General features: G+C 63.2%; 14 protein-coding genes. 6 read left to right on the top strand and 8 right to left on the bottom strand.

Features of this window, described 5'->3' with window-relative positions:
- Positions 1–37: 37 nt before the first annotated feature.
- On the bottom strand, positions 38–1,150 hold the full coding sequence (locus tag AT395_RS19450; protein WP_042114894.1) for a branched-chain amino acid ABC transporter substrate-binding protein: 1,113 nt from the start codon (positions 1,148–1,150) through the stop codon (positions 38–40).
- Positions 1,151–1,565: 415 nt separating this feature from the next.
- Positions 1,566–2,471 (bottom strand): LysR family transcriptional regulator, encoded by a 906-nt coding sequence (locus tag AT395_RS19445; protein ID WP_042114896.1) that lies wholly within the window; start codon positions 2,469–2,471, stop codon positions 1,566–1,568.
- Positions 2,472–2,621: 150 nt separating this feature from the next.
- Between AT395_RS19445 and AT395_RS19440 the strand changes: the two genes are divergently transcribed.
- Genes AT395_RS19440 through AT395_RS19430 form a run of 3 tightly spaced genes read left to right on the top strand, consistent with a single transcriptional unit; the run spans position 2,622 to position 4,419 of the window.
- Positions 2,622–2,831 (top strand): tautomerase family protein, encoded by a 210-nt coding sequence (locus AT395_RS19440; RefSeq protein ID WP_048628929.1) that lies wholly within the window; start codon positions 2,622–2,624, stop codon positions 2,829–2,831.
- Between the two features lie 5 nt (positions 2,832–2,836).
- Positions 2,837–3,661 (top strand): 2-keto-4-pentenoate hydratase, encoded by an 825-nt coding sequence (gene mhpD / locus AT395_RS19435; protein ID WP_042118060.1) that lies wholly within the window; start codon positions 2,837–2,839, stop codon positions 3,659–3,661.
- Complete coding sequence (locus AT395_RS19430; protein ID WP_048628930.1) at positions 3,658–4,419, top strand: 2-keto-4-pentenoate hydratase; 762 nt, start codon at positions 3,658–3,660, stop codon at positions 4,417–4,419. Before mhpD ends, AT395_RS19430 begins: the two co-directional genes overlap by 4 nt.
- A 167-nt stretch (positions 4,420–4,586) precedes the next feature.
- Here the strand turns inward: AT395_RS19430 and ribD are convergent, their stop codons facing one another.
- The 5 genes from ribD to hemL all read right to left on the bottom strand — a co-directional run bounded on the left by ribD (position 4,587) and on the right by hemL (position 9,296).
- Positions 4,587–5,684 (bottom strand): bifunctional diaminohydroxyphosphoribosylaminopyrimidine deaminase/5-amino-6-(5-phosphoribosylamino)uracil reductase RibD, encoded by a 1,098-nt coding sequence (ribD, locus tag AT395_RS19425; RefSeq protein ID WP_048628931.1) that lies wholly within the window; start codon positions 5,682–5,684, stop codon positions 4,587–4,589.
- Between the two features lie 6 nt (positions 5,685–5,690).
- Positions 5,691–6,230 (bottom strand): TPM domain-containing protein, encoded by a 540-nt coding sequence (locus AT395_RS19420; RefSeq protein ID WP_162597723.1) that lies wholly within the window; start codon positions 6,228–6,230, stop codon positions 5,691–5,693.
- A 5-nt stretch (positions 6,231–6,235) separates the two neighbouring features.
- Positions 6,236–7,234 (bottom strand): TPM domain-containing protein, encoded by a 999-nt coding sequence (locus AT395_RS19415; RefSeq protein WP_167370741.1) that lies wholly within the window; start codon positions 7,232–7,234, stop codon positions 6,236–6,238.
- Between the two features lie 10 nt (positions 7,235–7,244).
- Positions 7,245–7,859: a LemA family protein gene (locus AT395_RS19410; RefSeq protein WP_042114901.1), complete on the bottom strand. Its 615-nt coding sequence runs from the start codon at positions 7,857–7,859 to the stop codon at positions 7,245–7,247.
- A 132-nt stretch (positions 7,860–7,991) separates the two neighbouring features.
- Positions 7,992–9,296, bottom strand: coding sequence for a glutamate-1-semialdehyde 2,1-aminomutase (gene hemL / locus AT395_RS19405; RefSeq protein ID WP_048628945.1), 1,305 nt, complete (start codon positions 9,294–9,296; stop codon positions 7,992–7,994).
- Between the two features lie 135 nt (positions 9,297–9,431).
- Between hemL and rnk the strand changes: the two genes are divergently transcribed.
- Positions 9,432–9,857 (top strand): nucleoside diphosphate kinase regulator, encoded by a 426-nt coding sequence (gene rnk, locus AT395_RS19400; protein WP_042114905.1) that lies wholly within the window; start codon positions 9,432–9,434, stop codon positions 9,855–9,857.
- Between the two features lie 135 nt (positions 9,858–9,992).
- Here the strand turns inward: rnk and AT395_RS19395 are convergent, their stop codons facing one another.
- Positions 9,993–10,595 (bottom strand): phosphatase PAP2 family protein, encoded by a 603-nt coding sequence (locus AT395_RS19395; protein ID WP_042114906.1) that lies wholly within the window; start codon positions 10,593–10,595, stop codon positions 9,993–9,995.
- A gap of 602 nt (positions 10,596–11,197) precedes the next feature.
- Between AT395_RS19395 and AT395_RS25715 the strand changes: the two genes are divergently transcribed.
- Entirely contained in the window at positions 11,198–11,383 is a 186-nt protein-coding gene (locus AT395_RS25715; RefSeq protein ID WP_125347642.1) for a hypothetical protein, read from the top strand.
- A 70-nt stretch (positions 11,384–11,453) separates the two neighbouring features.
- On the top strand, positions 11,454–14,195 hold the full coding sequence (gene mgtA, locus AT395_RS19390) for a magnesium-translocating P-type ATPase (RefSeq protein ID WP_048628946.1): 2,742 nt from the start codon (positions 11,454–11,456) through the stop codon (positions 14,193–14,195).
- Positions 14,196–14,334 lie beyond the last annotated feature (139 nt).

Genomic DNA, 14,334 nt, shown 5'->3' with positions numbered 1-14,334 from the left:
CAGGGGGTGATTCGCTGGCCGGTAAAGCGTCAGGGAATCAGTTGGCGGCGGTCTTGGTGGCGTCTTTGTGCCACGTGAACACCACGAACTTGAACGACTTCAGATCGCCGGCAGCGTCATACGCAACCTTGCCGATCGGCGTGTCGAACGTGTTGGCGTGGAGGTACTTGGCGACCTTTTCCGAGTCGGTGCTCTTCGCGCCGGCGATGCCCTTGGCGATCAGTTGCACGCCCGTGTAGGCAGGCATCTGGAACGGACCATTCGGATCGCGCTTGGCGTCGGCAAATGCCTTCACCAGCTTGGCGTTGGCCGGGTCGGCAGCGAAGTCGGCCGGCAGCGTCACGAGCATGCCTTCCGAGGCCGGGCCGGCAATGGCCGTCACGTCCTTGTTACCCACGCCTTCCGGACCCATGAACGTGGCTTTCACGCCTTGTTCACGCGCCTGGCGAAGCAGCAGACCCATTTCCGGGTGATAGCCGCCGAAGTACACGAAATCCACGCCTTGCGATTTGAGCTTGGTGATGACAGCCGAGTAGTCCGAGTCGCCGGCGTTGATACCTTCGAACAGCACGACCGGAACCTTGGCGGCGTCGAGATCCTTCTTCACCGAGGTGGCAATGCCCTGGCCGTACGACTGCTTGTCGTGCAGCACGGCAACCTTCTTCGGCTTGACCTTGTTGATGATGTACTGGGCAGCCGCCGGGCCTTGCTGATCGTCACGGCCGATGGTGCGGAAGATGAAGTGGCGCTTCTTGCCTTCGGTCAGTTGCGGGGCCGTCGCCGACGGCGTAATCATCACCACGCCTTCGTTCTCGTAGATGTCCGATGCCGGGATCGTCGAACCCGAGCACACGTGACCGATCACATACTTGATCTTCTGGCTAACGATCTTGTTGGCGACGGCAACGGCCTGCTTCGGCTCGCAGGCATCGTCCATCATCACGGCTTCAAGCTTGTTGCCATTGGCACCGCCCGCTGCGTTGATTTCTTCGATGGCGGTCAGCGCACCGGCCTTGACCATGTCGCCGTATTGAGCAACCGAGCCGCTGAACGGACCGGCGATGGCGATCTTGACGGTCTCGGCGTTGGCGGCCGTTCCAATGAAGGCGAGGGCAGCGGCGACGAACAGGGATTTGTGACGAAACTGCATTGTGGACATCTCCTTGATTTGTATTTTTCTGACTACCCAAGCGTGCGGTGGTCTTGATCGACTGCTAAACCTGTTGGTATTTGATCACTCATGCCGCAGGCGACACGAACGATGCGCCATAGTAGCGTAATACGCAGTTCAATTGGAACAGCTATCCTCAACGCCCCGAAGCGCCGCATGAATAAAGGGTTTCAAAAGGGTCGGAAGAAAAAAATAAGAGTCCTCACAGTGATACTCCGTACTACTACGCAGATAAAAAACCCATTGAAATCGATTCAAGTCGACTAATCGGGGCCATGTTGAATCGACGACTCGGATTGTCGAACAGGACATTTTGGATACAATCCGCGATTCATTGGAATCCAATTATGGAGTTTTGCATCCGATGCTATATACCGGCGGATATGCGGCTTCATTACATGGTCAGTGGGCGGCGTTGGTTGCGTGAGCGCCGGATGAGCGCCAGAAAGGCTGCCAGAATGGGCGAGTCGTCGTCGCGCCGGTACATACAATTGAGCTCGATGGAGCGCAGCCGCTGAGACTTCAGCGGCCGGTACACCACGCCGGGCAGGCGCAGGTTCGCCGCCGACTCCGTTGTCACGCAAACACCGAAGCGGCTCGCCACCAGCGCGATCGACGTCACCACGTCCTCCACCTCTTGCTCCACCCGCAGCGTGACGCCCTCGGCGCGGAACGCCGCAGTAACTTCTTCCGCGAGCCCGGGCACCGGCGCGTTCGGATAGAGGATCATCCGCTCGTTGTCGAGATCGGCCAGTGTCAGCGAGGCACGTTTGCATAGCGGGTGGCCCTCGTAGAGCGCCACCAGAAACGGCTCCCGATGAATCCAGTCGACCACCAGATCCGGTTCGTCCGGAATCAGGCGGTTGAATCCGATGGCGATGCGCCGTTCGCGCAGCGCCGAAATCTGCTCGGTTTTCGACAGGTTGTGCAGCCCGATCTTCACTTCGGGGCGATCCGTATGAAAGTCCGCCAGCAACTGTGGAATGACGTTGAGAATGCCGGAACTGAAGATGCCCACGTCGAGGCGCCCGATATAGCCCTCGCCGGCGAGGCGCGTCTGTTCTTCGGCGCGACGCGTCAGCGCCAGAATGTTCGGCACCTCGGCGAGCAGCGTTTGCCCGGCAGCGGTCAGCGTGGCGCCTTTGGGGGTGCGCACGAAGAGGGGCGTGCCCAGTTGCGCTTCTAGGGCGTGGATGTGGCGGGTCAACGGCGGCTGCGCCATATTCAGCCGCTCTGCCGCCCGCCCGAAATGCCCTTCCTGCGCGACGGCAAGAAAGTATCGCATCTGCTTGATGTCCATGGAAATCCCGTCCGGGCGCCGCGACTGGCGCCATCTCTCAATACCGAAATGGTATCGGAATATGGAAATTTGGTATTGGACGGTATCCCCGAGGTGCGCGCATCATGAGGTCCGAAAGCAATCTTTTCGGCATTTTCAGGGGACAGCATCATGCCAATCGTACATATCAATCTGGTGGAAGGTCGTGACGCCGCCGCCGTGAAGGCTTGTGTGAAGGCCGTAGCGCGCACCGTGCACGAAACGCTCGGCGCGCCGCTCGAATCGATCCGTGTGTATGCCACGCAGGTGCCGGCGGCACATTGGGCGGTTGGCGAGCGAACCAAGGACGAGCCGGCGGCGCCGGCCAAGGCAGGCGCGTGATGACGATGAGCACACCACGCGACGCTGCCACGCAGGCGCGTCTGCAACAGGCGGCTGATGCGCTGCTCGAAGCCGAGCGCTCGCATCAGTTCATTGCCCCGTTGCGCGACACGTACGCACCGTTGAGCATCGACGACGCCTACGCCATCCAGCGCATCAACACCGAGCGGCGTCTGGCTGCCGGGCGCCGTATCGTCGGGTGCAAGATCGGCCTCACGTCGGTCGCCGTGCAGAAACAGCTCGGTGTCGATCAGCCCGATTTCGGCATGCTCTTCGACGATATGGGCTATGGCGACGGTGAACCGATTCCGGCTTCGATCCTCACGCAACCGAAGATCGAAGCCGAGATCGCCTTCGTCATCGGTCGCGATCTGAACGTCGAGAACCCGGGCCAGCTCGACGTCATCAACGCCATCGAATATGCACTGCCCGCGCTGGAGATCGTTGGTAGCCGTGTGGCCGACTGGAACATTCGCATTACCGACACGATTGCCGATAACGCGTCGTCGTCGGCCTATGTGATCGGCAATACGCCGAAGCGCCTCTCGGAATTCGACGTGCGCATGTGCGGCATGGTGATGGAGCGGCGCGGCGAGCCGGTGTCGGTGGGGGCGGGGGCTGCCTGTCTGGGCAGTCCGATCAACGCCGTGGTGTGGCTTGCCCGCACGATGGCGGCCGTGGGCACACCGCTCAAGGCCGGCGATCTGGTGCTCTCCGGTGCGCTCGGCCCGATGGCCGCTGTGACGCCCGGCGACATTTTCGAAACCCGTATCAACGGCCTGGGCTCGGTCCGCGCCGTGTTCGCACCTGCCAGCGAGGCTGCGCGATGAGCCACATTCAAGACTACGCCAAGCTGCTCGACGACGCGGCGCACTTCGCGCACGAGGTTGAGCAGTTCGATACCGACAACCGTCTGTCGCTCGACGACGCCTACGCCATTCAGGCCGCATCGCTCGCCCGGCGCGAAGCGCGCGGTGAAACGCGCGTGGGCGTGAAGATGGGTTTTACGAGTCGCGCGAAGATGATTCAAATGGGGCTGTCCGACGTGATCTGGGGGCGTCTCACGTCCGGTATGCAGGTCGAGGAAGGCACCTCCATCGACTTCAGGCGCTATGTGCATCCGCGTGTCGAACCGGAGATCGCCTTCATTCTGAAGAAGCCGCTCGATGGCAACGTCACGGGCCCGCAAGCGCTTGCGGCCGTCGAGGCGATTGCACCAGCCATCGAGATCATCGATTCGCGCTACAAGGACTTCAAGTTCACGCTGCCGGAGGTGATTGCCGATAACGCGTCGTCGAGCGGCTTCGTGATTGGTGCCTGGCACGATCCGCATGTCGACTTCTCGAATCTGGGGCTCGCAATGACGATCAACGGCCGCACCGTGCAGGTAGGATCGACGGCGGCGCTGCTGGGGCATCCGCTGCGTTCGCTGGTTGCGGCGGCGCGTTTGTCGGCGGCGGCCGGCGAGCCGCTCCAGGCGGGCTGGATCGTGATGGCGGGCGGGGCGACGCCGGCCGAATACATTCAGCCGGGGCAGTACGTCTCGGTCGAAATGGAGTCGCTCGGTCGCGTGGGCTTCCACGTCTGAGACAACGCACGGTACGGTACAAACGTTACAACGTTACAAACGGTGCCATACGGCAGGGCCTGGTTTCCGGTCCTGCAAAGAAGAACGGGGCGCGCCATTCGGTACGCCCCGTTTCTTTGTCTTCGCGATGCTGCGCTTCATCGGACCTGGCTCGTCCCGGCCTTCCGCTAGTCGCGCCTGAAGCGGGCCATCACGCGCAGATCGTTTTCGATCATGCGCACGTCGGTGAAGGTGAGCGTGAGCTTGTCGTCGAGCGAGGTGAGCGCGGGCAGATTGAACATGCCCTGCGCGTCGCCCACGATGCATGGGGCGAGATAGGTCAGCAGTTCGTCCACACAGTGCTCGCGCAGCAACGAGCCGTTGAGCTTGTAGCCGGCTTCCACGTGAATTTCGTTAAGCTGACGCTCGCCCAGCGTACGCAGCAATGCAGACAGCTCGACCTTGCCGTTCGGATTGGGCAGATCCAGGACTTCCACGCCGAGATCGTGCAGACGCGACACCCGGTCCGGCGCGCCGTTCGCGCAGACCACGAGCGCGTTGCCGTTCGCGAGCACCTTGGCGGTCGGGGAAATCTCCAGACGGGAATCGACGACGATGCGCAGTGGCTGGCGCGTTGTCTCCACCTCGCGCACCGTGAGGGCCGGGTCGTCTTCTCGCACGGTGCCGATGCCGGTGAGAATGGCACACGCCCGTGCGCGCCACGCATGTCCGTCGGCGCGCGCGGCCGGGCCGGTGAGCCATTGGCTCGCACCGTTGTTCAGGGCGGTCTTGCCGTCGAGGCTGGCGGCCACCTTCAGCCGCACCCACGGCGTGCCGCGCACCATGCGCGCAACGAAGCCGATGTTCATTTCGCGCGCCTCTTGCTCGAGCAGTCCGCAGCGCACTTCGATGCCGGCGTCGCGCAGCATGGTCAGGCCGCGTCCCGCCACGAGCGGGTTCGGATCTTCCATTGCCGCGATCACGCGTTTCACGCCGGCTTCGATCAGGCCCTTCGCACAGGGCGGTGTGCGGCCGTAGTGGCTGCACGGTTCCAGCGTGACGTATGCCGTCGCCCCGCGTAACGACTCGCCGCGCGTGCGGGCGTCTTTCATGGCCTGCACTTCGGCGTGATCCTGTCCGGCGGGCTGTGTGAAGCCTTCGCCGATGACACGGCCGTCCTGCACGATCACACAGCCGACGCGCGGATTCGGCGTCGTGGTGAACATTGCGCGCTCGGCAAGGGCCAGCGCGCGGCGCATGTAAGCAAAATCCTGTTCGGAAAACATGAGGCGTCAGATCATCAGCGGCCGGTCGGTCAAGGCATTGTCCGGCGCAGCGCCGGCGTGAGCCGGCAGGGATTCGCGCGCAATGCCGCGCAGGGTGTTCAGCGCGTCGAGCACGCTCTGGACGTAACGTTCGTCGCGAAAGCCGGCGCTCATTTGCGCGACGACGGCGTCCCACGTACGTGCAGGCACCAGCGCATTGACGCCTTTGTCGGCGATCAGCTCGATATCGTGATCGGCGATGTTGATGTACAGAAGTATGCCCGTGCGCTCGCCCGTATGGGCGACGCCGAGGTGATGAAATAGCTGAACGGCCCGTTGACGGCAGGTGTGCCCGCGCCACACGGCCGCAAGCGGCATTGCCGCTTCGATCACCAGGCGGATCTCGCAGCGGTGTTCCGTCTCCGACTCCCGGATTGCTGCTTCAAGCGTATCCAGCGCCTTGTCGGGGAAGATCCATCGGGCGTGTGCGCGCCAGGTGCCGAGATGCCGCAACCAGCGCGAGACGTCGTGCGGCTTCTGTTCCATCGTGATGGGTTCGTGTGTCATCGCCATTACCAGTTCCCCGACGAGCCGCCGCCGTCAAAGCCGCCACCCCCGCCACCCCCGAAGCCGCCTCCGCCCCCGCCCCCGAAGCCGCCACCGTCGTTGCGTCCCCAGCCTCCGCCGAGGCCGCCCCCCAGGCCGCCCCCGAGACCGGCGCCGAAGCCACCCGCGCCGATGCGTCCGCGTTGACCGGTGAGCACGCGCGAGCGCGGGTCGTTGGGATCGCCACCCGGTAAGCCCGGGCCGCGAAAGCGCCGGCGGCTCTCCATGATCACCACCATCGCAATGATGAAGACGATGAAGAGCAGTGGCAGGAAGTCGGACAGATCGGAGTGGGGCGCGCGCGTCGACGGCAGATTCGGCGCGGGCAGCGCTTCGTTGTTCATGGCCGCTTGCACGGCCGCAACGCCCGCCGCGAGCCCGCCGAAGAAATCGCCGTTGCGGAAGTACGGTGCCATCACGTCGCGCAGAATGCGCCCGGAGATGGCATCGGTGAGCGAGCCTTGCACGCCGCGTCCGACTTCGATGCGCATCTTGCGCAGGTCGTTCGGATTGTTCTTCGCGATGAGCATGATGACGCCATCGTCCACGCCCTTGCGGCCCGCTTTCCACGCGTCCGCTACCCGAATGCTGTACTGGTCGATGGTTTCGGGCGCGGTGCTTGGCACCATCAGAATGAAGATCTGACTGCCGCGCTCCTGCTCGTACTGCGCGAGTTGTGTTTCCAGGGCGTTGCGTTGCTCGGGCGTGAGCGTTCCCGTGAGGTCGGTCACGCGCGCCGTGAGCGCGGGCACGGCCACCAGCGCTTCTGCACCGGCCGGCAGCGCCAGCCAGCACAGGCAAGCCAGCACCAGTGCCCAGAGCCCCCAAAGCACGCGTCCCTTCGCGTGGCGTCGTGGCGTGCCGGCGGCGCTGTCGCGTAAGTCGGTCAACGAACGGTGCAACGTCGGCAGTGGCAGCGCGCCGCTATCCGACATGACCGATGAGACAGCAGAGACGGCAGCCATGACATGATCCTCAGAACTTGACGGCCGGTGCGGTCGAAATCGCCTTCTCGTTTTCCACCGTGAAGTTCGGCTTCGGCGAGTAGCCGAACATCTTCGCCGTCAGGTTGTTCGGGAACTGGCGCACATACACGTTATAGTCCTGCACGGCCTGAATGTAGCGATTACGCGCCACGGTGATGCGGTTTTCCGTGCCTTCGAGCTGCGACTGCAAGTCACGGAACAGGCCGTCGGCCTTCAGGTTCGGATAGTTTTCCGAGACCGCCATCAGGCGCGAAAGTGCGCCGGACAATTCCCCTTGTGCTTGCTGGAAGCGCTTGAACGCCTCGGGGTCGTTCAGCGTCTCGGGCGTGACGGTGATGCTCGTGGCCTTGGCGCGGGCGTTGATCACGTCGGTGAGCGTCGATTGCTCATGCGATGCGTAGCCCTTGACCGTGTTCACCAGATTCGGCACCAGATCGGCGCGGCGCTGGTACTGGTTGACGACTTCGCTCCAGGCGGCCTTGACGGCTTCGTCCTTGACCTGAATCTGGTTATATCCGCAGGCGGACAGCAGGGACGTCAACAGTCCCAGCGCGAGCCAGCGAACAAACGATTGACGGAGTTTTGTCGGCAGCAGCATTTGCATGGTGTGTTTCTCCTTGTTGGCGTCGGACGGGCCTGTGCGCAGGCCCGATCCATTGCAACCATTACGTGTGACGTGAGACGTGGAGCGAAATCGGGTTGGCGACACGCCCCGATGCGACGTGATGCGAGACGCTCAGGCGATGGCCCGGAAGGCATCGCGGGCGGCGTCGAGCGTCGCGTCGAGGATCGTGTCGTCGTGCGTGGCCGAGACGAAGCCCGCTTCGAAGGCGCTCGGCGCAAGATAGACACCGCGATCGAGCATCGCATGGAAAAACTTGTTGAAGCGCGCCACGTCGGAGGTCGTGACTTCGGCAAAACTCTGCGGCACGTTCGCGCGGAAGTACAGGCCGAACATGCCGCCGACGCTGTCGCCGGAGAACGGCACGCCTGCTGCCTGCGCCGCGTCGACCAGTCCGGTGACGAGCTTCGACGTACGCTTGGCCAGATCCTCGTAGAAGCCCGGTGCCTGAATCAGCCTGAGCGTGGCGAGCCCTGCCGCGACCGCCAGCGGGTTGCCCGAGAGCGTGCCCGCCTGATAGACCCCGCCCAGCGGTGCAAGGTGCGACATGATGTCGCGCCGGCCGCCGAACGCTGCTGCGGGCATGCCGCCGCCGATGACCTTGCCCAGGCAGGTGAGGTCTGCCGTAATGCCATAAAGCGCTTGCGCGCCGCCCAGACCGACGCGGAATCCGCACATCACTTCATCGAAGATCAGCACGGCGCCGTGCGCGGTGCACAACTCGCGCAAGGTTTGCAGGAAGTGGCGCGAGCCTCGCACCAGATTCATGTTGCCGGCCACGGGCTCGACGATCACGGCAGCGATCTCACCGCCTTGTCCGGCGAAAAGCTCGCGGAGCTGCTCGACATTGTTGTACTCGAGCACGAGTGTGTCGCGCGTAACTTCGGGCGGCACTCCGGCAGACGACGGCGCGTTGCGCGTGGAGTCGGCGAACGTGAGCAACCCCGAGCCTGCCTTGACCAGCAGGCTGTCGGCGTGACCGTGATAGCAGCCCTCGAACTTCACGATCTTGTTGCGGCCCGTAAAGCCGCGCGCGAGACGCAGCGCGCTCATCGTGGCCTCGGTGCCGGACGACACCAGACGCACCTGTTCGATAGACGGCACGAGGCGGCAGATTTCTTCGGCCATGACCACTTCGGCCTCGGTAGGCGCACCGAAGCTGAAGCCTTGCGACATGGCCGTTTGCACGGCGGCCACGACGTCCGGGTGCAGGTGGCCGACGATCATCGGGCCCCACGAGCCGATGTAATCGATATAGCGCGTGCCTTCGGCGTCCCACATGTAGGGGCCTTGTGCACGGGCAATGAAGCGGGGTGTGCCGCCGACCGAACGGAAGGCGCGGACCGGCGAGTTCACGCCGCCGGGAATGGTTTGCTGGGCGCGCTCGAAGAGGGCGGCGTTCGTAGTAGATTCGGACATGAATTCGGCTTTTTGAGACGTCTTGATGCGTCGATTCTAGCGGATGGCGGTCAAGTCCGGGACTTCTCGCCGTGCGGGGCTTCTGTTAGATTGAAGGCCACTCTCTCAACGTCAAGGAAAAACAGGCCCGTCGACATGTCCACCGTTCACTCCCAACGCCCCTCGATCACTGTCTCGACTCTCGACCTCGAACGCCTGGAAGCGCTCATGGCGCAGGCGCCGCGTGCGGCATTGCCGTATGTGGAGGCACTCGAAACAGAGCTTGCCCGGGCGGTCGCCGTCGATCCGGAGCAAATGCCGGCCGACGTCGCCACGATGAATTCGGTGTTGCGCTATCGTGACCTCGCCACGCAGCAGGAACATCGCGTCACGCTCGTGTATCCGCAGCATCTGGCGAGCACGGAAGGCGGTATTTCGGTACTGGCCCCTGTGGGCAGCGCGTTGCTTGGTTTGCGCGTCGGCCAGTCGATTCACTGGCAAGTGCCGGGCGGCCACCTGATCGAGCTGGAACTGCTCGGCATTGATTACCAGCCCGAAGCTGCTGGCGAATACCACCGCTGATCTCCCTCTGCGCAGCACCACTGGGAGATTCGGATCTCCCGAGTCTCCCAACCCTCATCCCCTGCACGTCTGACGTTCCTCGCCGTTCCCGCCCGTCTCTTCGGCAGTTCCCGAGTTTTCCGTGATCCCTCTGCTTCAGCGACGCAGCCAGCCGCGCGCAATCGGCCACGCCATCAAGCGGCGATAGATGCCTTCAAGGATCGCGGCGACGATCCGGCTCGTTTCACGCGCGCTTCCCGTACGCATGACGAGTGCGACCACAATCGATACGGCCAGTCCGCCGAGCATATCGACCGGCCAGTGAACGCCAAGATAGACGCGTGCCCAGCACACCGGCAACGCGCAAATCAGCAGCAATCGGCCGAGCAGGCGCGGCGTGCGCGCGACGGTGCCCATCAACACGAATGCAGACGTGAACATGATCGACGCGTGATTGCTGGGGAATGCGCTCGTCGGTGCGTGGGCGAGCAGGTTCGTGCCGAGGCCAACGACGAACGGGCGCGGTTCGGACCACGCCAGCCCCACCACGAAATTGATCAGCAGCACGAGCCCCACGCCCAGCAGCCCGTGAACAGCGCTTTCGCGATCGCGCCCGCCTGCCAGCCAAAGGGTGACCAATCCCACAGGGAGCAGGAGAATCAGATACTTGGCGAGGAAGATAGCGACGGCCAGTTCGCCTTCGCTCACGTTGGGCGAGGCGTTGATGGCCAGAAAGAGGGCGCGGTTGAGCGAATCCATGGAGTCCGGGGGGCGAAGAAGTGACCGCCGGTCGTCCGGGATGCTACCGGGCTGCACACAGGGTGCCGGCGCATCGACGGCCGCCGGCAGGCGGTTTGTGACGAAAACATGACGAATTCTGACTGAGCCGCTTTCCGTTGGAAAGTTGCATCTGTCATCATTTTGTAACACGTTGAATTGTCACTTTTCTTTCGACGCACTCGGGGGTAAAATCGCGCCGTCATAGCTCTCAGGAGGTCCTTCCGTGGACAGTAGTTCTAGTGGTAGTTGCCGGTCGACGCAGTTCGACACCATCACCGCGAGTTAGTCCCCGGGATCTTCCCCGCCGCTGACTCGCATAGTCGGGTTGGCGCGCACCTCTGATGTACGTTTCGAATGCCCTGTCCCCTTGGCCTGCATGCCAAAGGGTTTTCTTGGGCCGTACCGATAGCGTCCGTCTTTCGTAGCACGCTCCCTAATTAGCTTTTCATCTGCCGTTCGGGCTGTTCCGCCGTGCGCGCGTGTTCGTTTCAGGCCGTTTCCGTTCGCCATTGGGCATCGGCCGGCAAGCTCGAACACGTTGCGAGCGACGGGCGGATTGCCGTGCGGCCGGGAGATTCATCGTGTTCCGTTACTCCATGACCCTTCGCGGAGGCAATCCGCAAGCCCTGATGCTGCCGAGCGAGTGCCTGCATCACTATCACGTCGATCCGCATCCGGAGGCCGCCGCGGCGGTGCGTCCGGGCGCCATGACGCGTGTCGGGCAATGGCTGCGGGCGTTCGTGCGCCGCGAAAAAACGGCGGTCTGACACCGCCTCACGACCTTCCGGGGGCATTGGCGATTCGCCGGTGCCCCGGGGCATTTTCAGGATGTATCCGATGCAACAAGCTCTCACGCTCAGCGAGCGACTGATTGCGGTGCTTGGCGCGCGCCTTGGGCTGCGCTTCTTCCGTCGCCGCGACATGCTCGAAACCCTCGATGCGCCCGCGCACGGCCACGAGGCACCACCCGGTCTTGCCGAAGCTGCCCGCGACGCCGGTCCGGATCTGCTCGCACGGCTGAGCACCACCCGAGACGGTTTGTCCGACGACGAAGCCGCCACCGTGCGGGCTCACGTCGGCGCCAACGAGGTCGAGCACGAAAAGCCGTTGCCCTGGTGGCGGCACCTGTTCAACTGCTATCGCAATCCGTTCAATTTGTTGCTCTCGGCACTGGCCGCTGTCTCATACGCGACCGACGACACCGAGGGAACGATCATCATCGCGTCGATGGTGATCATTTCCACGGTGTTGCGATTTGTGCAGGAAGCGCGTTCGAACAAGGCGGCCGAGAAGCTCAAGGCAATGGTGAGTACAACGGCCACCGTGTTGCGCCGTGAAGTGCCGGGCCAGGGGAGCGTGGAGGCGGACAATGTGCGGCGTCTGGGCCGCATGGGCCGAGAAATTCCGCTGGCCGAACTCGTGCCGGGCGACATTGTGCTGCTCGCGGCAGGCGACATGATTCCGGCAGACGTGCGCATTCTCGCGGCCAAGGACTTGTTCGTCTCGCAATCGGCGCTCACCGGCGAGGCGCTGCCCGTCGAGAAATTCGCGCATGCGTGCGAGTCCGGTGGAAGCAACCCGCTCGCTTACGACAACCTTGCCTTCATGGGGACGAACGTTGTCAGCGGGTCGGCCACCGCGGTGGTGGTGGCAACGGGTGCGCGCACGTTCTTCGGTTCGCTCGCGCAGCGCGTCACGGCCCTGCAACCGACGGTCACATCGTTCCAGCAAGGTGTGAATCGGGTGTCGTGGGTGTTGATCCGCTTCATGATGGTCATGACCCCCATCGTGTTGCTCATCAACGGATTCACGAAGCACGACTGGCTCGAAGCCTCGCTCTTCGCCTTGTCGGTCGCGGTTGGCCTGACACCTGAAATGTTGCCGATGATCGTGACTGCCACCCTGGCGAAGGGGGCGGTCGTGCTCTCGCGCAAGAAGGTGATTGTCAAACGGCTCGACGCGATTCAGAACTTCGGTGCGATGGACGTGTTGTGCACGGACAAGACCGGCACGCTCACGCAGGACAAGATCTGCCTTGAGCGTCACACGGATGTCTGGGGTCACGGCTCCGAAGACGTGCTGGAGTACGCCTATCTCAACAGTTTCTACCAGACCGGTCTGAAAAATCTGCTCGACGTGGCCGTGCTCGACCATGCCGAGTTGCATCAGCGTCTGGATGTGGTCAACCGCTACCGCAAGATCGACGAGATTCCGTTCGACTTCCAGCGCCGTCGCATGTCCGTCGTGGTCAGCGAAAACGGTGCGCATCACGAGCTGATCTGCAAGGGCGCGGTGGAAGAGGTGATGGCGGTGTGCGACCGCGTGCAGCACGGCGCGAATGTCGAGCCGCTCACTCCCGACGTGCTGGCGCGTCTGCGTCGCGTAACCGCCGATCTGAACGCCGAAGGGCTGCGTGTGGTGGCGGTGGCTACGCGGCATTTGCCGCCGGTGCGAGACAGCTACGGGATTGCAGACGAAAGCGAACTCGTGCTGGTCGGGTACATCGCGTTTCTCGATCCGCCCAAAGAGTCGACGGCACCGGCACTGACGGCGCTCGCGGCGGCGGGTGTCGACGTCAAGGTGCTCACGGGCGATAACGATCTCGTGACCGCGAAGGTTTGCCGCGAGGTGGGGCTGAAGGTGAACGGCTGCGTGCTGGGCGACGACATCGAGACGATGAGCGACGCCGAACTGGCGCAGACGGTCGAGCGTGCGAACGTGTTCGCGAAGCTCACGCCGGCGCACAAGGAGCGCCTCGTTCGCATGCTGCGTGCGAACGGTCACGTGGTCGGCTTCATGGGCGACGGCATCAACGATGCACCAGCCTTGCGCGCGGCGGATATCGGCATTTCGGTGGACACGGCGGTGGATATCGCCAAGGAAGCGGCCGATCTGATCTTGCTGGAGAAGAGCCTGATGGTGCTCGAGCAGGGGGTGATCGAGGGGCGTCGCACATTTGCGAACATGCTCAAGTACATCAAGATGACGGCCAGTTCGAATTTCGGCAACGTCTTCTCGGTGTTGATCGCGAGTGCGTTTCTGCCGTTCCTGCCGATGTTGCCGTTGCAGTTGCTTACGCAGAATCTGCTCTACGATCTGTCGCAGACGACGATCCCGTTCGACAACGTTGACGACGAGCAACTGACGCGCCCGCAACGCTGGAACCCGGCGGACCTGTCGCGCTTCATGGTGTTCTTCGGCCCGATCAGTTCGATTTTCGACGTACTGACGTTCCTGGCGATGTGGCATTTGTTCGGCGCGAACAGTGCCGAGCACCAGACACTGTTCCAGTCGGGGTGGTTCGTCGAGGGGCTGCTGTCGCAGACACTGATCGTGCACCTGATCCGCACGCGCCGGATTCCGTTCGTGCAGAGCCGTGCCGCGTGGCCGTTGTTGTTGATGACGGGCGCGGTGATGCTGATCGGGCTGATGCTGCCGATGTCGCCGTTTGCGGACACATTCAGAATGCAGGCCCTGCCGCTCGCGTACTTCCCGATGCTCGCCGCCATCCTGCTGGCCTACGCCGTACTGACGCAAATGATGAAAGGCATGTTCGCCCGACGGTTTGGGTGGCAGTGAGGCGGCCGTTTCCGGCTTGAGAAGAAATGTCAGCGGCGATGAGACCGCCGCTGACACTCACATCAGGTTGCAAGCGCTTGCGTTAATCCTCCACTCAGGTTCCCGACGGCCGGTCGGGGAGCCAGGAATGGATCGCCGG

It is taken from the genome of Pandoraea apista, assembly GCF_001465595.2.
GTDB lineage: Bacteria > Pseudomonadota > Gammaproteobacteria > Burkholderiales > Burkholderiaceae > Pandoraea > Pandoraea apista.
This window is presented reverse-complemented; position numbering and strand designations above follow the sequence as displayed.